Below are 22,978 nucleotides of genomic sequence, written 5' to 3' on the forward strand. Positions count from 1 at the left end.
GCCGTGGAAGAAGGCATCGTTGCAGGCGGCGGCGTCGCCCTGCTGCGCGCTTCGGCCAACATCAAGGTCACCGGCGTCAATGCCGACCAGGCTGCCGGCATCAACATCGTGCGTCGCGCGCTGCAGGCTCCGGCCCGCCAGATCGCGGCCAACGCTGGTGCGGAAGCATCGATCGTTGCCGGCAAGATCCTCGACAATGCGAGTGCGACATACGGCTACAACGCCCAGACCAGCGACTATGGCGACATGATTGCCATGGGCATCGTCGATCCGGTCAAGGTCGTGCGCGCGGCTCTCCAGGACGCGGCCTCGGTCGCCGGCCTGCTCGTCACCACCGAAGCCATGATCGCGGAGTCTCCGAAGAAGGACTCGGCAGGCGGCGGCATGCCGGCTGCCATGCCTGGCGGCGGCATGGGCGGCATGGGCGGCATGGGTTTCTGACGGCGCAATGTGACCATCCGGGAAGGGCGGCAGCGATGCCGCCCTTTTCCTTTTGTCGATGGGGCTAACCGTCATAGTTATGGCAGCTCATCGAGGCGGCCCTTAGGCCTTCGCTGATGCAAACAATTTTTTGTGCATTGCACTATCCTGCTCGATGGGTATGGTTCCGCTGTCGGCCATCTACTCCTCCCAGATGCGATGCCGGCATTGAAATGCAGCGCACCTCCTCCCGCGCTGTTTTCGATATCGGCCCGCTGCTCCCGGCAGCGGGCCTTTTGCGTGAGCGATAGGTTCGCGCGATTGCCGCGCGCCGGCTCTAAGCGATGCGAATGCTCTGGACTTCCAGGCCCTTCTTGCCCTGCCCGCATTCGACAAGCACCTTTTGCCCCTCCACCAGCCCGCCGAGGTCAGAGCGGACCAACGCCGTGGCATGAACGAAGACATCCTGCCCGCCATCTTCAAGAGCAATGAAGCCGAAGCCCTTTTCGGGATTGTACCACTTGACTGTGCCCGCGCTCTCGATCGCTCCACCCGCTGCAGAGACGTATCCTTCAGAATCACGGACATCTGGCGAAGTTTTCGCGGGCTCGCCAATCTCCAGCACCTGGGACACCTGAGGACCCTTTGGCCGCTCTTCGACGGTGACCTTGAGACGCGCTCCCTCAGAGACACTGCGGCCTCCGGCTACCTCAAGTACTCTGCTGGGCAGATAGGCATCCCTGCCGTCTGAGAGTTTGACGAAGCCAAATCCTTTGCTCGCGTCGAACCACTTCACCTCGGCATCGACGGGATCGGCGGACATGGGAGGCGGCCGTTGAAAGTAGTTGGGCTCGGGAGCCCGTTCAGAAAAAGAATCGGGCTCGGCCCCATCTCGATCCCGGCGTGGTTTGCGATGGTCTCTGTATCTGCTCATGATCGTCTCGGCTGGCATAGCGAAGGCTTGCGGCGCTATATCTCTATCGGGCGACGCGTTTCTGTCAAATGTCCTTGATGGCGTAAACCTGCCTCTGTCGATTACAGTCGCGTGGTTTGTAATCGGCTGCGGATAACGGCCATGGGTCGTCACGGGCCAGGTGTTCGGTCGATACGGCAGATGAGCCGTGCTGTTTGCCGATGGATCGCCGCACCGTCAAAACAGTCGCCTGTCACGACAACTTGTCCGACCCAATGGGCCGAAACCGCAGGCCGTTCATGACCACCAGCAGGCGCAATTTTTCTTTAGGATTCTCGGTTGCGCCGTGCCTTCTTTTGCCGGCGTGGCAGCTTTCTCTTCCGGCGGTAGATTGACGGTGGGTCTACCGCCGTCCATCCGAGGCTCTATGTGAAAAGCGCGAGGTGGGGATAGACATCGGCAACCTGCCAATCGACACCTTCGTCGCGTTGAGGAAGCCGATATTGCCTCTATTCCTGCCGATGGCCCGCCACCTGAAAGCCCCCGACCTGTTCGGCGCGATCGACGATATACCGTCGCTTGGTAGGCCGGCTGCGGAGCGCTCGTTTAGGGTTTTCAATCCATCGACCGGCGAATTGCTGGCCGAGCTTCCCGACATGGGCGTCGAGCATACGCGAGCCGCGATCGACCAGGCCTATGAAGCGCAGCCTGCATGGGCTGCGTTGACCGCGCGGGAGCGCAGCGACATACTCTGGCGCTGGCACCAGCTGATCGTTGACCACGCAGACGACCTCGCTGCCATTCTTACCGCCGAGATGGGCAAGCCGCTTGCCGAGGCAAAATCGGAGGTGTCGCATGCGGCCGCGTACCTGCAATGGTATGCCGAGGAGGCCAATCGCATCTACGGCGAGACGATCGCCGCGCCATCGACAGACCGCCGCATGCTTGTGATCAAGCAGCCGATCGGCGTTGTTGGCACGATCACGCCATGGAATTTTCCCGCCTCCATGGTGGCACGCAAGATCTCGCCGGCCTTAGCCGCGGGCTGCACAATCGTGCTCAAGCCCGCTGAGCAGACCCCCCTCGTTGCCGGTGCAATGTTTGCCCTCGCCCGCGAGGCTGGCTTTCCCAAAGGCGTCGTCAACCTGATATTCGCTTCCGAAGGCGATATGATTGGCCGTGAACTGTGCTCCAATGCCAAGGTCCGGAAGATCAGCTTTACCGGCTCGACCGAGGTCGGGCGGCTGCTCATGCGCCAGTGTTCGGACCAGATCAAGAAAGTCAGCCTCGAGCTCGGTGGCAACGCGCCTTTCATCGTCTTCGACGATGCCGACCTCGATGCCGCAGTGGATGGTGCGATCCAGGCGAAGTTCCGCAATGCCGGTCAGACCTGTGTTTCCGCGAACCGGCTTTATGTTCAGGCGAGCATCCATGATGCGTTTGTCGTCAAATTCGTGGAAAAAGTCCGCCACCTTTCGGTTGGTGACGGCTTCGATCCGGGGGTGGCTATCGGACCGCTCATCGACAGGCATGCCTTAGCCAAGATCGAGTCACATATCGCGGATGCCGTCCAAAAAGGGGGCACGGTTGAATGCGGGGGCGAGCGCATCGGCAAAGCGGGCACGTTCTTCCAGCCGACGGTGCTCACTGACATCTCCAGCGCAATGGCCATTGCGCAAGAGGAGACATTCGGGCCGTTGGCTTCGATCATCCGCTTCGAAGATGCGGAACAGGTCGTTCAGGAGGCCAACGATACGATTTACGGGCTTGCCGCCTACTTTTATGCGTCCAATCTCAAGCGTGTCTGGCGCGTGGCCGAGGCGCTCGAATATGGAATGGTCGGCATCAACACCGGCCGAATGTCCTCGGAAGCGGCCCCCTTCGGTGGAATAAAGCAGTCCGGCATCGGACGGGAAGGCTCCCGTCACGGGCTCGAGGACTACCTTGAAATCAAATACCTGTGCATGGGCGGCATCTGAGCATGTGGGACGGAATTTGGCGCACGAACTCTCTTAAGCCTCGGCCAAGGATATGGCAGTTGGCTTGAAAGATGGACGGTCTAGGCGCTCGCGCTCCCGAACGGCCTCTGTCTTCTGCGGAAGGTCGGTCGTCTAGCAGCGTGCACTGTGAGGCTGGGTGGGTCGTAGCTCAGCTTGCTTTTGGCCGGAGGGCTATGTTTATTTTCGGTACCAGCCGTTCGCACTCCGGCCGGTCGAGGTCGACAAAAGGCCGTTCCTCCGCCGCGGTCCCCGGCACGACGTCGGCCACCTTTGGCTTACAATTGAGGGGACCGGTCGAGCGACTTGGTGCAGCCACATGGAACAAGACCAATGCGCGCGCGTGGTCGCGGCCTTCTTGGCCGCCGACATGGATCGGCGCGCTGGAGCATCGGCCGATATCTACGCGGCCGAGGCGGCAAATGCCGAGGCAGGTACGCAAGCGCGTGGCGCGATCGACGGCGGCGGGCGGTAACGCCAGCCTAATGGCCGCTGCCCAGACCAAGTCGGTACTTAGGCGCCCTCGAGGACGGAGAAGCCCTCGAACTGCGGGTGACCGAGGTAGTGGACCTTCGTCTCGTCGAGATTGTTGTGGGCGGCGAGGAAATTCTCCGATCTGGTCCAGGCGACGAAATCGTCGTGGGTTGCCCACACGGCGTGCGAGGCAAACAGCGTGTAACCTTCGGTCTCGTTGACTGGGCCGCGCAGCAAATGGAGTTCTCGGAATCCCTCCATCTCGATAAGGCTGAAATCGCGGTTTTTCCAGATGGCCTCGAAGTCGGCCTCCGAGCCGTTCTGGACCTTGAAGCGGTTCATGGCGATGTACATGGCGGTTCCTTCATTCCGGATGTTGATGGTTGGTGTGGGAGCTTGTCCTGTTCGAAATGGGCCGGCTTTGGCCTCCAGCGAAGCAGTCCTGAGCCCCAGAGTCGCACGTCACGACTTTGGGGATCAGGCGGCATGAACCGTCCTAGCGCGAGGAGCAGTCCGTTATCGCCGTCGCACCGCAGCGTCTCATGGCCCTCTCTTGCAATGCCCACTGCGCTTTCGACCTGCTCGCGATCGTCGAACTCCGGACGACCCTGTGTTTCCATGCAAAGCAACCCGCATCAGCTATTCCCGTCCCTGGATGTTTGCCCCCTGTCATGTTCCTTCGCCTACATTTTGTTTCATCGAGGCGAACACCTCGCCTGGACGCGGCGAGCCTCGCGGCGTGCCATGCAACCGTCGTGCCATCGCAGAGGTGGTGGGAGAGGACCAGATATTTCGTGACGCACGGGGTGAAATACCAGCGCGTCGGTGTGTCGGGTCTCGGACATAGACGTTACCGGATCCGGCTGGATGTCAGAGTACGGAACGCAATTCGGGCCGCGCCAAAGCCTCGTCGCGCATTTCAATTCAGAGAGCCTGAGATCGGCGTCCGGGTAAGGAAAGAAAGCAAAGCGGCGGGCACCCAAAACGCAACAATCACGAAACCGCTCTGCAGTTCCTTGGCGGCCGCCGTGGTCGGCCGCCGCTGGCTTGCTGATGGAGCAGATCTGGGTGCTCGGCATCGCCTTGGAGGATTCGGAGCTAGAGCGCAACCGCCTGCTGAACATCGTGAACTCACGATGAGCACCGGAATCGCCGGCGCTTCCCTCGGAAAGGTGTACGATTAGGCTCCGCAGGTTTCCGGTTCCTAGTTCGCAGAGAAGGTAGTCGAGCATGTGGCATCTCCAACGCGGACGGGGCGAGCATGACGCCGGAGACGGTCCAATCGTCCGCGCTCGCATCAGCGAGACAGAAGGTAGCCAAGAGGATTGCGGCAAGCGACCGGGCAGTTATCGAAACAAAACGGTACATAAAATGCCTCCGAGCTTCCGACAGCCCACGCTAAGGACTGGTTGTCATTTCTCTCAAGGGCAACGGAGGCTTGTAGACAACTTTTTTGCTGCTGAAAACGACTTGTATTCTCAACCAGCTTCAGCCGGCGGGTTGCCGGTATCTTGGGAACAGCTAGTCGAAGCGCGTTGTCTCATCGTGTTCGTCAACCTTTCGCGATGCGCCAACATTGACATGCCATCTTGCTCAAGCAGCTCTGTGTCATTTCCAAGCCGGTTGACACATCTTGTCCGCGCAAAGCGACGCCGGCCGGTCTCACGAACGGTTATCGTCTTTGCGCCTTCAGAAGATAGCGATCAAAAAGTCCACAAATGCGATCGTCCGTTTATGATCGACCTATGAACATTTCGTTTTTCGAGAGTTTGACTAATGCTTGTTTGCGCAATGCCGGAACAAGGCTGATTTCCTGACACGCTAAGGTCGATCGGAGCAGGAGCGTCAGACAGCACGAACTCGCCTCACCGGTAGCCTGAGCGAACGGGAGCCTTCGGGCATTTGATGCTGGGTGTCCCAGGTGTAGATGCCGGTCAAGCCGGAACTCGAAAGGTGGCATCGTCTCGGGCTATCCCGCCGGATCGCGATGCGCGCCGTGGCCCGGTCGCAGCGGTGCTGATGGAGGTGATGCTGGCCAGCCACCGCCAGGCCAATTTCGATCGCTCGGAGCGCGCCGTCCGGGACATACCGGGGATCGTCGACGGCTGGTCGGCGGGCGGCGGCGTCGATTATGTGCTGAAGGTGATGGGGCGCGACATCGATGCCTATCAGCGACTGGTCCGCTCGATCGCGAGATCGGCAGCGACCGCTGCTTCATCAAGACGGTGAAGGACAAAATTGCTTTGCCCGCCTCCGTCTGCTGCCTGTGGGAATCCTGGCTAGACCGAGGGCCTGGTGAGACATGTCGCACTGGCCTGTCACCAACGCGGGCCTGCGACTCAAGTGCGATTTTACGCCAAGCCGAGCCTCATCTTCAGTTCTGAGTTCTCCTTGCGAAGGCGCTCCGCGAGAAGGCTCTTTAGCCGCTTGTTTTCGTCCTCGAGCGCGAGAAGGTCTTTCAGATCGTCGCTTCCGGCTGCAGGTGCCGCCGCGCGCTTCCAATGATAATAGGTCTGCTCCGATATGCCCGCCTGCTTTGCGGCCAGCTTCAGAGTGGCGCCACCGTTCATGGACTTCTGCATCTCGGAGAGCTTCTCGGCTCGCTGTTTTACCGAGTAGATTTTCCGGCCGCTTCCAAGTGCTGCCCCCGAGTTCGATGTCGGAGTCTGAGCTAGGGCACCATTGGTATGAGCAGGCGATGTTTTGCCGGGCTTCGACTTGAGCGATTGCGCAACTCTTCTCTTGGGCTTTGGCTTCTCTGCTTTCGCAGCGGTTTCAGAGGGGGATGCTACAGCTTCAGCGCCATTTAAATCCGGCATGGGAGTCTCCGCGTGCGATTTGAACAGATATTCAGGATCGGCGGAGATTATGTCAGAGTCAATCGTCTGACAATTGCGCAGCTCTGTCGCCTTCGATTCTCGGTTTGTCTCGGCGACGGCCGCTGAAATATCAACATCTCCCCAAATGGACCGGGTCTTTTTTTGAATGCCACGCTTGCGCTTGAGTTCCAGGATGAATGGTCGCGTTTGACGCCTCATGTTGCTTCCTCGTGAGCATCATTTTTGAAGAGGTCAGGGTCGCTTGCGATAGTCGCCGCTAATTCCCTCTTCCGCGCTGGCGTTTATCGCCCAGAAGGCACCTTGGCAACTGCATCAGCGTCATCACCCCTTCGTGGCCGAGGCTGCAAAGCTCGTCGCAAATCCGGATCAATGTCAGGCGTTCGCGCGCCACCCTGTTAGGGTTTCCATTCAGAAACCGTCGGGCCATCCTTCCACGGAAGGATCTTGGGATTGGCTGGCGCTCGCCTTCGCAGGAGAACGATGTCGCATGGGACCTCAGCAGCGTTTGTGGGTGACACACGCAGCGCGCGGCAAATTCGCTTGCGACGATCCACATGGAAGCGCGTGGCTCGGGCAATCGTATCTACCGACTTCACCACACCACCCGCCGGCTTCAGCGCCGTCAATTGGGGCGCGGAGAACCTTTTTCGACTGGAGCAATCAAGTGAGTTTCATTTCTCCGCGATGGGTCCGCCTTTCACGCATTGCGCCAACCGCCGCGCATACACGAAAGTTCATTCCGAGCCGTGACCATCCCTGCCATGTGATATCATGCTTCATGGCCATTGCTTCGAATTCGCGTCCCCGACACCTGCCGGAAAAGAGCTTCCAGCCTATGTACTTGCCCGGCAGACAGCTGCATCCCGTGCACGATCCCGCTGGGCGAGCCGACGGCCGGTCGCCACGGATGCCTTACTTGACTCAGATCCATTCCTCTGGGGTCTCGACCTCCTCAATCATGGGTATTGCTGGGAGCCACATGAGGCGTGGGAAGGTCGTTGGCAGGTTGCGGACCGAGGCAGCCCTTCCCGCATTTGATCCTGGCGCGCGGTGCGCCACTTCCGGCGTCGCCGCGATGCGTTTTCATCGGCTGAACGGTCCGTCGGAACAGATTGTCGAACATGCGCTTGGCCTCCCGCCAGCAATCCCCCCCACTATGCCGAGGCAGCGACAGAGGTCCCGGCAGCGTTGGGGGCCGTGCCACTTCGTTGGCCTCAACCGGGTGTTTGAGTTCGTCCTCAGATCAGATGTTCGGAACCAAGTCACGCGCAACAGCAACATACGGCACTCGGTCAGCACCTGAGGCGGCTGACCACCACATCCACACGCCCCCTGGCGGCCCGGCCGTCACCAAATGCTCGTGGTTTGCCCCGACCACCTCTTCCGGCGACGTAACACTGGAAGGCCCAAGCGGGGCCGGCTATGGTGTCACGGCACGCAATTTGGCTACTTCAAAGTCGAAGGAAACGCGGTTCCGGCCGCGCTGTTTCGCTTCAGAAAGGCATCGTCCTGCTGTGCGAAGTATATCCTGAGTATCCGCATCGGGAGGGATTTCCGCACCCCCGATGCTGACCGTCACCTTTACATCGTCCTGTTGCCCTTTGATCCATGGTATCCCTTCAACAAGACGGCGGATGTTCTCCGCGATGGTCATTGCCTGCTCTTTGCGCATCCCTCGCAGCAGGACGCCGAACTCTTCGCCACCAAGGCGCCCAACTGAATCGCCAGGGCGCGTTAGATAGACAAGGGCTTTAGCGATTCGAACCAAGGCCTCGTCACCTTTGGAATGTCCGTGCTTGTCGTTGAACATGGAGAAGTGGTCCGGGTCCACAAGGAGAAGCGTGTCGTATTCACCCTCATCGCGCCGCCTGTCCATCCTTGCCATGAACCCGCCGCGGCTAAGAAGCCCCGTCATCGGGTCGTGGCTGGTGACGAACGCCAGCCTGTCGTGGGTCTCTCTCAGGGCCGTATACGACTTCTCCAGCTTGTCACATGTGTCCTGGATCGTTTCCGACTGGGCGAAGATGTAGGCCCCGACCGGCATTCCAATGAGGATGGGGATGAGGGTGCATTCAACCCAACTCAGCCAATCGATCGGCATGCGCAAGGCGATTCTCGCCGTGAACGACAGAGCAAAGGTCGCGACGATTGCAATTATCGTCACGACTATTGATTTGCCTAGAATACGCTTGGTGCGAGGCGTCATGTTGCTTCTTTGGAGATTGGCATTGTTTCTTTAGATAAAGGCTCTGAAACGGCCGTTACCGTATCAATTAAGATTGTTCTGAAACGAGGCTCAGGGCCGAATCTCCCGGTGTTAGTTCGGACGCTACTCCACGCTGCATGGATGGTGGGTCATTGAATATGCGCGGCCTGGGCTGGATTAGAGAAATACGATTGACGGAGGCTCGGCAGATGCGCACGTAGGTCACCAGCTTCGAGAGCGTTCCTAGGTTCTCCAGTCGATCCGCTCGGCGTCCTCATCATGCCGACGCGCTTCCGCTTCATATTCATCGCCGAGGGTCTCAAGCGCCTTGGCCGTGCGCGGATAATCGTAGGCGATCGCTTTCGCCCATGTTCGATATTTCGCCGCCTCCAGGCGTTCGAGTTCTCCGCCGTCGCGAGGCAAACGCGTCGTGACACCGCGGCGATTGCTCTTGCCGACAACAAAACCATCGATCATCGGCTTACTGCGAAAAAGATCTATCGCCTCGCGCACCGGTTCAGCCGGCCAATTGCCATCTGAGCCGATCGGCGAGGCTGACAGGAGATTTCCAATTCGACTGTCGGCGATGTCTTCTCGGCCGACCGCTTTGGCAAGTGCCCTGGCCTGCTTTATCCAGGTCTCGAGCGCCTCGCCGTCGATAGTGCCGTCGTCGCGCGTTCCAGGAATATAGTTCCAAAGCTCCAGCAGCCGATAGGCCTGCGTGGCGACGGTTTGCGCGTGCTTGGGATCTTCGGGTTCTGGCTCAACGATACCGCTTTCCTCGCTTGCCCTGAAGGCTGCGCTCAGCATCTCGACGAACAGTGATGGTTGTTCCGAAAGTACCCTGAGCAGAACCTTGGGGCGCCGCCGCGAATATTCCAGGATCCGTAGATATCTCCACTCGAGCTTAGCCAGAACATTTCGGTCGGCATCTTCGCGCTCGTCGAGAGCCTCTAGGATTTCAGCCACATCGTGCTGCAGCATCGCCGCCTCGTTGGGGTCGCCGGTGTCTTCGAATGGCTGACGTGAGGTCTCCTCCAGCATCTCGACCAGCAACTCGGACGGCAGGTGGGCCTTGTTTCCGCGCCGCGCGAGCGTCAGGGCGTGCCGGGCACGTCCAGCGCTGATCAGCTTGCGGATCGCGTAGGTGACGTCGTCACTATCCTCGTCGATCCAGAACACTGTTGCGCGGCGCCAGTAAGTTGCTTCGATTTCGCCACCGATCAGGGCTATCCGATCCCAAGTCCAACGAGCAACAGGAAGCGCCCGAAGGATCGTAAGCAGCGCTGTGTCACCCCAGTTGTCGGTCAGGGCCCTATCGATCAGGGCGTTTGCCCAGGCTTCCTTCCGATCCCGAAATAGTGAAACGATGAGACCGTGGGCCACATCCCTCTCGTGCCCATCATCGCTTCGAACAGCCGATGTCAGCAGCACCTCGATATCGGGGTACGGCAGGCCGACATCGTAGAGAGCCTTGCCAATATAGCCCGGGATTTCGCTCGCTCGCGCCAGCGCAAATACGGCGGGGAGCCCGCCCTCGGCGTAGAGCGCCTGGGCCGCATGCTGTCGTGCGGCGTCGATGTCGCGCTGTTCCGTCTCCCAGCCTTTGGAAGAAAGCTTGGGCAGTTGAACGGTTTGCTTGAAGAGCCAGGCCGTTCGCTCAAACGGATCGGTGGGCGCGAAACAATCGTAGATGGTCTCCAATCTATCAAGCACTAGGTCCGGCAAAGACCACTCGGCATCGGGAAATTGTCGATGATGATGGAGCACATCCCGCAACTTTTCCCAGAGGGACCGGCGATCCGCCTTTTCGATGAAACTTACCTCGGCCGCCTCGAGTGCTGCCAGAGCGGGTTCAGCATCGGGAGCCAAATCGCCCAGCCGGTCGAGCAGATCCGGCCAGCGTGCGGAACTCAGGCCCACGTCGGCAATCAAGCGCTTGCTGATAGCGGCCGCCCCGCGCCCAATGAGCGCCCATGTCACTGTCTCTATTTTGTCGACCGTAAAATCGCGCCAGCGCGGCACAGAAGTTGGAAATGAGGTATCGTGTCCACGCGGCAGGATGCCGAGCATCAGCTTCCATGCCGCATCCGGCTCTTGCTTGCGGATCAAATCAAGCGCGCGAAGCCGCTGGTCCAGATTCGCGTAGGTCTGAGGTATCCACAGACGGTGGATTTCGCGCAAGCTATTTGTGGGCCCATTGGAATAGCGACGCGGCTTGGTGTCGATGGCGTCAAGTCGCGCCAAGAGGTGAGTTACCCTTGGCAGATATTCAGGCGACCAAGCCAACGACTCCAGCGCCCACATCAGGTCGGAAAGATATTCAGTCCCGACGAACCCACCTCCATCGTGGCCAAACAGCGAAGCTATGGCAGGTTCGTGCTGGTCGAGACTTTCTTCAATGGCGGCGAGAAAAGCCTGCGGCGCGGCTTCCGCGAGAAGTCGGAAGTCGCTCGACAATGACCACCACCGCCTCTGATCCGCGTTTTTAAGGAGCCTGCTTACTATGTTGTCGGTGCGCCGCCCCGCGTCGGGCCCGGCCCGCACCCGATCACCCCAAAGCGCCAGCAGGATAAGAACCTGACCTATGCCATTGCGCAGCATGCCCGAGTAGTCGCGATGGATGCCGCGAACCCCCGCCATCCAGCGCTCGCCGGGATCCATGTCGAAGCGTGGATCGGCGGACGCTAGAACCGCGTAGGCTGCAGCCTCGAAACGCTTGATGTCCGCGCTCGTCAGATGATGCGCAAGCAGCATCCACGCATCGGAGGGGGAGGCAACGCGCCAAGTCGATCCGACCTTCTGCAGCGGGCTGTCGAGTTCCCCGATATATGCTGTCAGGTCTGCGATAAAAGCCTCATAAGGAGCGTCCGCGAGTTCTGAGAGGCGCGCTCGATCTGCTGCGGAAGTCTCATCCCATCCACCCGCTAGGAGGGCGGTGAGCAAAGCGCGAGATACCGGTTCCCTGGCCCATTTTGGCTGACGGCCAGGGGCGCCGGGCATCAGGCGGCGAAGGACGGCGAGATTGCGCGCACAGTCGCGAGCGAGCGCTTCTGCCCGTTGCTCGGTTATGCCGGCAGCGCTCAACGCACTGGCGATCCCCTCGCGCGACGGTCTAGTGAGCACACGCACTTCGCCGCGCGCGACAGGACGATCATCATAGGCCTGCAACACATAGTGGCCCCGTGTTGCAAGAACGTTGGCCAGTCCTGGCTCGGGTTCAGTCAGAAGCAGAAGGAGGGGCGCCGGAGCATTAAGAAGAGCCCTGGCCGCTTCGGGAGTGGTCGCCACCAGGCAGCGGGCGCGATAGGCAGCAGCCACATCGTCAGGCAGTTCACCGAGTGCGGCATGGAAGAATGCAACCACCTCATCGGCGGCGGTTGCCTGCAAGGAGAGAACGGACGGGACTGCCCGAAGCCAACGCAGAACTTCCGCAGCGTCCTCGTCGCGGTCACTGAGAACGAGGTCCGTTGTCAACGGCCGCTCCGTAGCAAGCGACCATTCTTCCCAAACTTCCTCCAGTTCTCGGGTTCCATTGGGTCGCTTTCCCAGCCGCGTAGCCAACCAAAGGCCGACCGCCGGCGCCTGCTCGATCCAATGGACGAGATCATCAGCGTCGTAGGCGCGAACCTCTTTCCACGGGCCTTCACTCTGACGCGCTTTCGCCCATTCGTCCTTCCCGGCCCAGTGGCGCGGAGTAACGAAGACGAAGGCGGCGCTGGTGGGGTCGAGGGGAGAAGGATCGCTCGTCCGCTTGCGATAGTCCTCATTCGCTTTCTGGACGATATTGCTTCGCTGAGCGCCAATTTCCCACCCGGCTTCACCCTTGGGTACGTAGGGACTGGGGGTATCGGCCGAAGTAATTCCATCCCAGCCTGGATAACGAACCCTCTCATCCGAAGGAAAGCGAAGGTGGACTGCTGAGCCGTAGGTGGCGCGGATCAGATGTGCGAGAAGCGTCGGAAGGCTGATGGCTCCGTCGTTGCGGTTTGCCCAGTTTGAAAGGTCCTCGGCGCTGACCCATCTGATTGGGATTGCAGGTTGGTCGGAAGTGGTAATGATGGGAACTTCGGGCCCGATCACAGCACCAGTGGCGAGGAACCGAATGCCAGCGCCCTCAAGAGCGCCCCGGATGGCTTGGGCGTTGTTTGCTACAGGGGTTCGTTGACCGCGCTCAAAGTCAGCGACCGTCGAGGTCGCCACACTGGCCGCCTTGGCGAGATCCTGTTGAGACCACGCCAGGAGCGCACGGGCTGCCCGGACGTGTTTGGGCGTGAGGTCACCAGGAGGAGAGCTTGACGAAACCATGGTCATAAGAAATATATGACATCGATTAAAAATTCCAGGCTGTTATTTTTTGTTGGCGAATTTTTGAATTTGTCTTCAATTGGTAACAAGCAGTCACTACCCTCGCCGAGCGAGCCCCACCGCCTCTGATCGGAGGCTGCCGTATCCGCGGCGGCTCTCGAACAGGGCATCAGCACATTAGAAAACGTGATCCTGTTATTTTTTGTCGGCACCTCCCCTATAATCTTCTACAAAAGATAATTAATGACCGACCACCATATGACCTTTCGCGAACGCGCTCTTAGCCTGACCAAAGATCTCGGGATTGCGCGCGCCCGTGACTTCAAGGCTGCCGGCATTCCCCTCGTGTATCTAAGGCGCCTGACCGAGGCCGGCGAGCTGGTTCGCCTCGGTCGCGGCCTCTATCAAGATCCCGATCGCGTCGGGGAGGATGCCGCGCACGATCTGGCGGAAGCCAGCCGGCTCGTGCCTCACGGAGTGATCAGCCTGATCAGCGCACTTCGGCAGCATGGGCTAACCACCCAGCTGCCTCATGCCGTTTGGATGACCATTCCACACAAGGCCCGCACGCCGCACAAAGGCCTCCGGCTCGAAATCGTCCGCGCGACCGGTGAAGCACTGACTGCGGGCGTAGAGCATATCCGCGTCGAAGGCGTTGACGTGCCGATATACGGGGTAGCGAAGACTGTCGCCGACTGCTTCAAGCACCGCCGCAACGTTGGTGAGGACGTCGCTATCGAAGCGCTGCGCGAATCTCTGCACCAACGAAAGACCACACCGGGCGAACTGATGAAGTTCGCCGCTATCGATCGCGTCGTCGGCCGAATGGAGCCTTTGATCAAGGCGATCCAGTGACCGCTAAGATCGTCAAAAATCTGGATGTTTCGATCAGAGCCCGACTGCTCAATCATGCCAGGCAACACGGTGATGACTACCAGCGCGTCCTGACACGCTACGCAATCGAACGCCTGCTCTTTCGCCTCAGCAAAACCGAGGCGGCCGCTCGCTATGTGCTCAAGGGCGCCATGCTGTTCGTCACCTGGCCGGAGCACGTATTTCGGCCAACCGCGGATCTCGATCTGCTCGGCGAGGGCAGTCCCGACCCCGTAGCTATCGCCGAACTGTTCGTCCGCATCTGCCAAGTTGAAGCGCCCGATGACGGTATCAAGTTCGACCCAGACAGCCTCAAGATCGAGGCAGTTCGCGAAGCCGACAAATATCAGGGTGCCCAGCTAAGTCTGACGGCGGACTTGGCTGGCGCGAAACTTCACGTGCAGGTCGACATCGGCTTCGGCGATCATGTGTATCCGTCGCCAAAGCGAGGGACCTTTCCCAGCCTGCTGCCGAACCTGCCGGAGGCAAGCGTGCTGATGTATCCCCCCGAAACAGTGGTCGCGGAGAAGTTCGAGGCCATGATCCGCTTTGGGGAAGTAAACGGCCGGATCAAGGACTTCTACGACATCTGGGTCACGACCCGCATCTTCCCCTTCGACGCGTCGAACCTTGTCGAAGCGGTCATCGGCACGCTTCGGCGCCGAGAGACTGCCATCCCCATCGTAATGCCCGCTGGTCTGACAGAGGCTTTTGCAGCGATTGTAGAGGATCGCGGTCTTTGGAGTGGCTTTCTTCGCCGCAACCCACCGACTCTCAAACCTCCGAGCTTTGCGGAGCTCCAAGAAGAATTGCGACGCTTCTTCGGTCCCATTATCGATAGTCTTGCGTCCCCGGAGAATGCCCGCGGCCGTTGGAATCCCGATGGCGGAGCTTGGCTCTAAGGCGCAGAAACACCTGCGGCCATCGCCAGTTTGCCTTCACTGCGGTTCAATCAACGCCCGCAATTTGCCGGACGGTGCTCAGTGATGGCGCGATCCCTCTGTGTCGCTTGCAGCCGCAGCCGAGGCGAAGAAGGGCGCCCGGAGTGGAGCACCTTCGAAGGAATGGCGACTTCCGGGATCTTCGACCACAGCCATGAACGGCGCGAATTGGGCGCGAAGCGGTCAGTGGCGATGCCACTTATCATCGGCATTCACCTGGAGACAGATGGGGTTCTCTGATCGCGGAGCTGATTGCAAGCTCCCTTTCGCCGTATCCATGTTCCTGCCGGCTCTGTGGTTCTCTTCGCGGTCAACGCTGGGTCGCCGCATGTTAGCGTTCAGGACGTGGGTGCCTCAATGTAATCGACGCAGTACCTTAAATTAGGCCCCCCCATCTACGAGATCACCGACGCCATCGTCCCGGCAGGGACATAACACCGCCGAAAGGGCGGATGTTGTTGTGGGCTTAGCCGGTGATCACGCGGTCGCCCCCTTCTTCGACCAGCGGAATTCGCTGCCGTCGATCCAGATCCGATGCATGCAGGCCAAGGCGCCGACCTCGGGATTGCGGAGCGCAAGCGAGCGCAACGGCGAATCTAGATGATGTCCGCCGTGTGGATAAATCGAAATGTCATTCGGAATGGTCTCCTGGCGAACGGAAGCTCAAGCGAAAGCCTACGCCAAGTCAAATTTTTGCCGAACCGCCTTGGCAAGCGGCGAAAGCCCCTTGGTTTTCGGTAGCAAAGTCCGTCTGCCTTGAGCAACAGTTTCGATGCGTCGATGCTATCCTTCTCCTAACGAGGAAAGTCGCTATCCATTCGGGCATTATGCGGGGATGCAAGCGCTGCAGTCCTGCCGCACTGCATCTTCTCGTGGAGCATATGTCGCGCACCCTCACTGAGCAAAGGTTTGGTCCGACGCCCTTCAGAATTCGTGGTACTCATCCTGGCTCATAGCAAGCAGCTGACGGGATCGTGGTCCGATTTTTGGTTCAAAACAATCTCCCGCCTTTTATTCGGCGCTATAGTTTTGAAATATTCCGTGGAAAATATTGATCCGACGAAAAGAGTGCCTTTTCACTAACTTCATTTCGTGAAAATTGGCTGCAAGGTCGAATCGCTTCAGACAGCCCGTTTCTGGGCCTACATCACCGAAGATGGCAGGCCTCCGCGGAACTCAAGTTGGCGGGGTGGAAAAGCGGGTTTGAAAAAAGTGAAAATTCCTCTTTCCGCTTTTTCGTTCTTCGTCAGATCAAAAGAGTACCAGATGACTGGATTGCCAAGGAGAGCCGGGTGAAGCCACTGGCGGGATCGAACAAACAAGGCGAACGCTACGTCCGGCCGGACGCGGTGACGGCCGAGATAGAGGCGGTCCTTGAATGGCCGCTGCCGCAGGCGTTCGCTTTGGCTGCGGCGGGCAACCTGCGGCCTCAGACGCTTGTCTACTTGATGCGAAACTGCAAGCCGAACCGACATACTGCGCAATATGATGCCCTGATCGTTGCGTTCTTCTCAAGGCTGCAGCGGGCCGGCGCTCCAATGACAAGGGGTATGTCGGACCTGGACAGAGAACGCGTAGACGATCTGGTCAAGGACAAGGCGCTGAAGTTGATGGAAAGGGACCGCCTGGACATCTTCGAGATGAGTTTCAAGCTCGGTGCAGAGCGGCTTTATCTGACGGCAAAGGCCGCTGTCCGTCTTCGCACTAGGACAGAGGTCTCACGTGAGGACCTTATCGAACCGGGCTCCGACCTGACCGGCGAGGAGGCTGCGGATTCGCTGGGCCTGGCGAAAGGTGGATCGATGCCTTTGGCGGAGGCCAGAGCGATGTTGAACCAGATCTACGAGATGCTCACCGAAAAGGAGCGCCTGGCAATATTCTACGTGCATGAGGCTGGCCTGACAGAGAAGGAGGCGGCTAAGCAGATGGGCTGTTCGGACCGCAACGTCCGATATTTGATTAAGAGCGCGAGCCGAAAGGCACGGGCGAGCGAGGAGAGCGCGCCACGCCAAAGGCGCGGGAAAGAGTGAGGCCATGAGCAGCAACCCAATTCCTATGGATCAGCTTGACGATATCCTGGCCGGCGTGCACCTCGAACTCGAGGATGGCGCCACCGCCGACCGCATCAATCAGATTGCAAACGAGAACCCGCTACTGCGCGCAGAGATTCTGGCCTTTGCCGCCGAATGGTTCGCTTCGGATGGAAGTGATTTGTCGGACGACATCCTCACCGTCGAACAGACGGTTTCGGAGCATACAATATTGTTGGAGCGGTTTTGGCAGTTGACAATGCCTGCTGCGGGCGACCCGTTCGAGAAACTATCGACTGACGACCTGCAAGCATTGGCTGAGCGATGCCGCGTCGACCTGGTTATCCTTCGTCAGCTTGTAAGGGGCCGCATCGACGAGACCACCATTCCGGGAAAGTTGATTGCCTGGCTCGCAGACGCCACCGGCGCGAGGATGGCAGACGTCTGGTCACATCTGGGATCGGGTCAAATCAACGCCGCTGCCGACTATTTCGCGCCTTCCGGCAGGCGCACGGGCACAAAGGTAAGCTTCGCCGAAGCGATTCGAAGTTCGGACCTCAGTCCAGATGACAAACAGTTTTGGCTCGCGCACCTGGAAGCTTGATTGGACCAGTTTGCAGCAATTCGCGCACTTGCTCGGGCACTCAGGAATGAAGCCGCACTGTCGGATTCTCTGACAGCAATCGAGGTTGCTCGCGGGGCGGCAAAACACCTTGGGCTCAAGATCCGACCACATGAGCCGGACTACCATGAGCTGGACGGTGCGCATGGCGCGCTCGATCGTCAGTTCAAATTCATATTCGTGCGTAATGACCTAGCCGATGACGAGCTGGCCGAGGTGATCGCCCATGAGATTGGTCACTTCAGAGTCCATGATGGTGTTGAGAAGGGCTACTATCCCCGCTCGGAAGCGAATGGCGGGGATCCCAACCAGCGCATTGAGACTTATGGCATCAAGGAGCGCCGGGAAGCCCAGGCCAACAGTTTTGGACGAGAGCTGGTTTTGCCGCGGCCGCTTGCCAAGCAACTATTTCTGCAAGGAATGAACGCCAGCCGCATCTCTGAAGACCTCAAGGTGCGCTATGACACCACGCTGCAGCAACTTGCCGACGGCCTGCTTCTGCCTGACGTACAGCCTACGGCCGAAACGTCCAGTCCCACAAACGACAATTGCAATGAGTCACAGGCCCGCGCGGTCGATCATCGCGGGTCGCCATTCCTGCTTGGGGCCGGGCCTGGAACCGGAAAGACCAAGACCCTCACCGCCAGGATCGTCTCCCTGATTAAGGACAAGGTCCCGCCAGAGAAGATCCTGGCTCTCACGTTCTCGAACAGAGCGGCACTGGAACTGGCCGAACGGGTCCAGCGCGTAGCGGGCTCAAGTGCCGTCAATGTCTGGACCGGAACATTTCATGCTTTCGGATTGGACACGATCCGCAAGCACCATGCGCTCTTCGGCGTCTCGGACGATCCAAAGATCGTCGACGCCAGTGAAGGCGTGGCAATGCTTGAGGAGGTCCTGCCAGCGCTTGATCTGAAGCACTACCTCAATCTCTTCGAGCCGGCGCTGGTGCTTCGCGACATATTGCGAGCGATCGCACGCGCCAAGGACGAATTGTGGAGCTGGAAAGACTACGCGCGGGCTGCCGAACAGATGCGCGCGAGGGCACAGTCGGATGACGAGGCGGTGGCTGCAGAGAAGGCGCGCGAAGTAGCGCTGGTCTACGAGCACTATCAGAACCAGCTCATCGAGGACCGGGCGGTCGACTACGGCGACCTGATCATGCGACCGACACTGTTGATGCGCTCGGACCAGGATTTCCGGGAGGGAATGCGCAAGCGCTTCACCCACGTCCACATAGATGAATACCAGGACGTGAACCGCGCTAGCGCGATGCTCGTCAAGGAAATCGTTGCGGAAGGCAGCAATCTGTGGGTCGTGGGCGACGCCCGTCAGTCCATCTACCGGTTCCGTGGCGCATCCGCGGCAAACATAGCCAAATTCGAGACTGACTACTCCGCGGGGACAAGGGACGGCCTGGAAGAGAACTATCGCTCAAGCGAAGAGATCGTCGGGGCTTACACGGCCTTTGGCGCCACGATGAAAGTCAGCGCCTTCGCCGGCACCAGCACGCTGCATGCTGCGATCGGTGCGATCGGTGAGAACCCGTTCATTTTCACATGCGCCGACAGCCAGGCCGAGATGGACGTCCTTGCCGGGTCAATCCGCGAGCTCGAGACACAAGGCGTTTCGCTCCGCTCCCAAACCGTTCTTGCCAGAAGCAACGGCTCGCTTGCCACTGTTGCGGAGGAGCTTGAGGCACGGGCAATACCCGTTCTCTATCTCGGGCCGCTGTTTGAGCGCGCAGAGGTTCGCGATCTGCTTTCCCTGCTTTCGATCATATCTGACAGCGCGGGCACCGGACTGGTGCGTATCGCCGGTCTTCCAGAATATCGCATTCCCCTGGAGGACGTGCTGAAGGTCATTGGGGCTGCACGCACCACCGAGCAGCGGGTTTTCGATCTTCTCAGAAAAATCGAGAGCTTGAAGGAAATTTCACCGGCCGGGCTTGCCGGACTGATGATGTTGGCCCGTCACCTGCAAGGGACCACCCAGGGCACGACACCCTGGCTGGCGCTTAGCCGGTTTCTTTTTGACACAAGCGACTATGTAAGGACGGTTCTGTCGGGTCAGTCGCCGTCCGATGACCTGCGTCGGGTCGCGGTGCGCCAGCTCCTCGATGCGCTTCGCGCCATGCCCCTCCACGGCAAGGGAACACCGATCCGCCGCGCTCTTGATCGCATCCGCCACATGATCATGCTTGCCGACGAGCGCGACCTCAGACAGCTCCCGCCTGAACTGAGCGGGCTAGACGGGGTGCGCCTTATGACCGTTCACGCATCCAAGGGCCTGGAGTTCGAGGCGGTCCACCTGCCGGGGCTTTATGCTGGAGCGGTTCCCGCACCAAACCGACCGCCAGCCTGCTCCGCGCCGGTCGGAATGCTGGGCCCCGAGGAGGAGGACGCTCACGAGGCGGAGGAGGAGTGCATCCTCTTTGTTGCCATGTCGAGGGCAAAGAGGCACCTCAGACTCTATCGGCCGACCACGCGAAACGGCCGGAAGGCCAATCCATCAAAATTTCTCGAGCGGGTTCCAGTCGGCCCGGGTCATTCCATCGCCGGCGTGATCCGCGAATTGCCGCCGCGGAGCTATCACCCTATTCGCCTTCCGGCCGCCCCTGATGAGCTGACAGCAGATGATGTGGAGCGCTACTTCCAATGTCCGCGGCGCTTCTTCTACGCGCGCGTCCTGGGCCTGTCACAGCGATCCAAGGCGGGCGCATATCTTGCCGCCCATGGCTGCGTGCAAAAGGTGATCGCCTTCGTTCGCCAACTCGGCGAGGGCGTCGAGTATGACCGCGCCGAAGCCGCGGCGATTTTTGACCAGGCGTGGTGTGAAAGCGAGCTCGAAGAGCATATGTTTGGCGCTCAATATCGCAAGCTGACCATGTCGATGCTCGACCGGTTGCACGCTTCGGCGGCTGGAGCCGCCGCCACCGATGGCCGCCTCTCCACGGCTATTGGGGGCGAGATTGTCGGCCTGGCGGTGGACCGCGTCGTTCGCGACGGCGACAATCACGTCGTCAAGACAATCCGCTCGGGACGGCAATCGACCGGCGATGCGGATCGGCTGTCAGTGACCCTTCTTCTGAAAGCGGTCGAAGAGACGCTCGGTCCCCAGACGCGTGTCGAGAACCATTACCTGCTCCTGGGCTCAGTCTTGGAGATAGGCCAGACGAAGACGAAGTTCGACAAGCGTCTGGACGACTGCGAGGTAGCGATCGCAAACATTCGGGACGGGCTCTACGAGCCAAGGAAGGACGATTTCCGCTGCCCGCGCTGTCCTTACCTCTTCATTTGCGCCGCGCCGAACGCCGAAGCCTGACCGGGACCTTTCCTCGGCAGTACCGTTTGGCGGCCGAGGCACCGGCGGCGACATCAATCCTCTAAATTTTTTGGCGGCGGTCTTTCCGCTTTCACTGAGCTCAAACGATCCAATGTTCAAGGGCGGCCTGTTGCCGTGCCGGAACAGAGGAAACTGATAGATGAAGACTGTAATTTTTTTCGCGGCCGGAGCTGATCCTCTCGATCGCCTTCAACTGGAGGGGGCCGCCGTCGTCGGAGATCTCCTCCTACTGATGAAGGAGCGCGGCGTCGATGTCGCTGAGCTTCTGATTTTCAAGGAGGACGACGACGAGCCCCTGGAGCATCACCACCCGCTCCATGGCCATGACCACCCGGTGTTCCATGCCCACCGCTGCCGTAAGGTCGACGTCACGGTCCACTATAAGACTGAAGCGTTCAAGCACAAGTTCGCGCCCTCGGCGACTATCGCCAAGGTGACCCGCTGGGCCGTGGACAAGGCTGGCCTTGGCAAGGAGGAGGCCGAGGAGCACGTCCTCCAGATCCATGGTAGCCGCGTCCAGCCCCCTCAGAATGCACATCTGGGAAGCTTCACCGGCGAAAGCTGCGCCGTTGTGTTCGACCTGGTTCGTAAGAAGTTGGTGCAGGGCTGATGGAAGCTTTGGCGACAGCCGAGGAAAGGGCGTTCCGGGCACACCTGGAGCGCCCTGATTCCCAGCTCGGCACAATCGGCGAGAGCGCAGCCTCGAGCCCGACCCATCAGGCGGCGCTGCTCACCGCTCTCAATTGCGCTCGCCGCACCTTTCTTGGCGGCGTTACGGTGTCGGGCGTCCTGGACGCGCCTTTGACGGTGCCGGTCGTTGCCGGTGCGACCCTGGCTGACGCGGTAGGACATCTTCAGGGCATCGTCGTCGAGGACATTCCGCAAGGCGTTCCGCTTGTCAGCATCGGAGCTCCGCCGGCGATCGATCGCGCGGGTTTTGCTATCAGAACAACATTCGAAGGCTGGCGAGCTGGCCTGGTGCCCTTCGACGCCCCTGCCCTCCCCGACTCTGCCGAGTTTGCTCCCGCTGGCGTGCTTGCTGGAGCGCTGGCCGTGTCGGAAGTCTTCGCCCATTTCGATGGCGGGCCGATGGCAGGCTACAGATCGATAGGGATGTCGCTATGGGATCTCAGACGGTCCGCCGATTGGAGATCACCGGCGTCGGATGGACCTGCCGTGGCACAGTTCCCATCGGATTTCTGGGTGATCGGGCTTGGCCATCTAGGCCAGGCTCTCCTATGGACGATCGGGCTCCTGCCTTTTGCCGATCCGTCAAATGTCCGCATGTTCCTTCAGGACGTCGACCGGGCCGGCCCGTCGACCGAGAGCACATCCGTTCTCACTTTCGCTACAGACGCCGGGCGGCTGAAGACCCGCATCTGCGCTGACTGGGCTGAGGCCCGCGGTTTCCAGTCCAGGATGGTCGAGCGGAGGTTCGCCTCCGACCTGCGTGTTGGCCACGAAGAACCCCTGCTGGCGCTTTGCGGAGTGGACAACCCCCAGGCGCGGGCCATCCTCGAAGGCGCGGGCTTTGCGACGGTTTTCGAGGCCGGCCTGGGTAGCGGCGTGGAGGATTTCCGCCTGATCAGGACCCATAGCTTCCCGGCGCCAAACAAGGCCCTCGATATCTGGGCCGACGACCCGGAGGTGGACGAGGCGGGGCATCAAGGAAATGCGCCCGTTGCCCTAGCTGGGCACCCGCCTGCTTATAAGGATCTCCATGATCGCGGCGACCTCGACGAATGCGGCCTGACGCGGTTGGGACAAGTGGCGGTGGGCGCTCCCTTTGTCGGTATGATTGCTGCTGCCATCCTGATCTCGCAAACGATCCGGATGGTTGCCGATGGCGTTCGCCCCACCGTCGTCAATTTGGATCTTAGGGCACCACAGCATCGTAGCCTTGTGCTGCGCGAAGCTCATGATATCGTTCTGTTTGGCACCGCCGGATTGGCCTGAGGAGGATGTCCACCTACTCGAGAATACAAGTCACCTCGCCTGTTAAGAGCGTT

The 22,978-nt window shown here is 59.9% G+C and carries 15 protein-coding genes and 1 pseudogene; 11 read left to right on the top strand and 5 right to left on the bottom strand.

Features of this window, described 5'->3' with window-relative positions:
- On the top strand, positions 1–441 hold a 441-nt coding region (locus ACWTU9_RS31235; protein WP_455861677.1), incomplete at its 5' end, for a TCP-1/cpn60 chaperonin family protein.
- Between the two features lie 316 nt (positions 442–757).
- Here the strand turns inward: ACWTU9_RS31235 and ACWTU9_RS31240 are convergent.
- On the bottom strand, positions 758–1,243 hold the full coding sequence (locus ACWTU9_RS31240; protein WP_455861678.1) for a cold-shock protein: 486 nt from the start codon (positions 1,241–1,243) through the stop codon (positions 758–760).
- Positions 1,244–1,854: 611 nt separating this feature from the next.
- On the opposite strand from ACWTU9_RS31240, the gene ACWTU9_RS31245 reads away from it, so the two are divergent.
- Together ACWTU9_RS31245 and ACWTU9_RS31250 are read left to right on the top strand one after the other, a co-directional pair.
- The gene (locus ACWTU9_RS31245) at positions 1,855–3,312 is read left to right on the top strand and encodes an NAD-dependent succinate-semialdehyde dehydrogenase (protein WP_455861704.1); all 1,458 of its coding nucleotides are present in this window, start codon (positions 1,855–1,857) and stop codon (positions 3,310–3,312) included.
- A gap of 337 nt (positions 3,313–3,649) precedes the next feature.
- Positions 3,650–3,805, top strand: coding sequence for a hypothetical protein (locus ACWTU9_RS31250; protein WP_455861679.1), 156 nt, complete (start codon positions 3,650–3,652; stop codon positions 3,803–3,805).
- A gap of 38 nt (positions 3,806–3,843) precedes the next feature.
- Here ACWTU9_RS31250 and ACWTU9_RS31255 read toward each other — a convergent pair whose 3' ends face one another.
- Positions 3,844–4,158 (bottom strand): antibiotic biosynthesis monooxygenase family protein, encoded by a 315-nt coding sequence (locus ACWTU9_RS31255; protein WP_455861680.1) that lies wholly within the window; start codon positions 4,156–4,158, stop codon positions 3,844–3,846.
- A 1,595-nt stretch (positions 4,159–5,753) separates the two neighbouring features.
- On the opposite strand from ACWTU9_RS31255, the pseudogene ACWTU9_RS31260 reads away from it, so the two are divergent.
- Positions 5,754–6,053, top strand: a pseudogene (locus tag ACWTU9_RS31260) (Lrp/AsnC ligand binding domain-containing protein); the annotation flags it as partial.
- A 102-nt stretch (positions 6,054–6,155) separates the two neighbouring features.
- On the opposite strand, the gene ACWTU9_RS31265 reads toward ACWTU9_RS31260, so the two are convergent.
- The 3 genes from ACWTU9_RS31265 to ACWTU9_RS31275 form a co-directional block, all read right to left on the bottom strand.
- Positions 6,156–6,842 (bottom strand): transposase, encoded by a 687-nt coding sequence (locus tag ACWTU9_RS31265; protein ID WP_455861681.1) that lies wholly within the window; start codon positions 6,840–6,842, stop codon positions 6,156–6,158.
- A 1,222-nt stretch (positions 6,843–8,064) separates the two neighbouring features.
- The gene (locus tag ACWTU9_RS31270) at positions 8,065–8,850 is read right to left on the bottom strand and encodes a GGDEF domain-containing protein (protein ID WP_455861682.1); all 786 of its coding nucleotides are present in this window, start codon (positions 8,848–8,850) and stop codon (positions 8,065–8,067) included.
- Positions 8,851–9,093: 243 nt separating this feature from the next.
- Complete coding sequence (locus ACWTU9_RS31275) at positions 9,094–13,164, bottom strand: helix-turn-helix domain-containing protein (protein WP_455861683.1); 4,071 nt, start codon at positions 13,162–13,164, stop codon at positions 9,094–9,096.
- A 237-nt stretch (positions 13,165–13,401) separates the two neighbouring features.
- Between ACWTU9_RS31275 and ACWTU9_RS31280 the strand changes: the two genes are divergently transcribed.
- From ACWTU9_RS31280 to ACWTU9_RS31310, 7 genes are all read left to right on the top strand, one after another.
- Positions 13,402–14,013, top strand: a complete 612-nt coding sequence (locus ACWTU9_RS31280) for a type IV toxin-antitoxin system AbiEi family antitoxin domain-containing protein (RefSeq protein WP_455861684.1) — start codon at positions 13,402–13,404, stop codon at positions 14,011–14,013.
- A complete protein-coding gene (locus ACWTU9_RS31285) occupies positions 14,010–14,933 on the top strand; it encodes a nucleotidyl transferase AbiEii/AbiGii toxin family protein (protein WP_455861685.1) in 924 nt (307 codons plus the stop codon). The genes ACWTU9_RS31280 and ACWTU9_RS31285 overlap by 4 nt, the downstream gene beginning before the upstream one ends.
- Before the next feature lie 1,220 nt (positions 14,934–16,153).
- A complete protein-coding gene (locus ACWTU9_RS31290) occupies positions 16,154–17,002 on the top strand; it encodes a sigma factor-like helix-turn-helix DNA-binding protein (RefSeq protein WP_455861686.1) in 849 nt (282 codons plus the stop codon).
- Between the two features lie 4 nt (positions 17,003–17,006).
- Positions 17,007–17,606 carry a hypothetical protein gene (locus ACWTU9_RS31295; protein WP_455861687.1) on the top strand — a complete coding sequence of 200 codons (600 nt, stop codon included), beginning with the start codon at positions 17,007–17,009 and terminating at the stop codon, positions 17,604–17,606.
- Positions 17,607–20,948, top strand: a complete 3,342-nt coding sequence (locus ACWTU9_RS31300) for an ATP-dependent helicase (RefSeq protein WP_455861688.1) — start codon at positions 17,607–17,609, stop codon at positions 20,946–20,948.
- A gap of 160 nt (positions 20,949–21,108) precedes the next feature.
- A complete protein-coding gene (locus ACWTU9_RS31305) occupies positions 21,109–21,579 on the top strand; it encodes a hypothetical protein (RefSeq protein ID WP_455861689.1) in 471 nt (156 codons plus the stop codon).
- Positions 21,579–22,925, top strand: coding sequence for a hypothetical protein (locus ACWTU9_RS31310; RefSeq protein ID WP_455861690.1), 1,347 nt, complete (start codon positions 21,579–21,581; stop codon positions 22,923–22,925). The genes ACWTU9_RS31305 and ACWTU9_RS31310 overlap by 1 nt, the downstream gene beginning before the upstream one ends.
- Positions 22,926–22,978 lie beyond the last annotated feature (53 nt).

Source organism: Mesorhizobium sp. 128a (assembly GCF_053848025.1).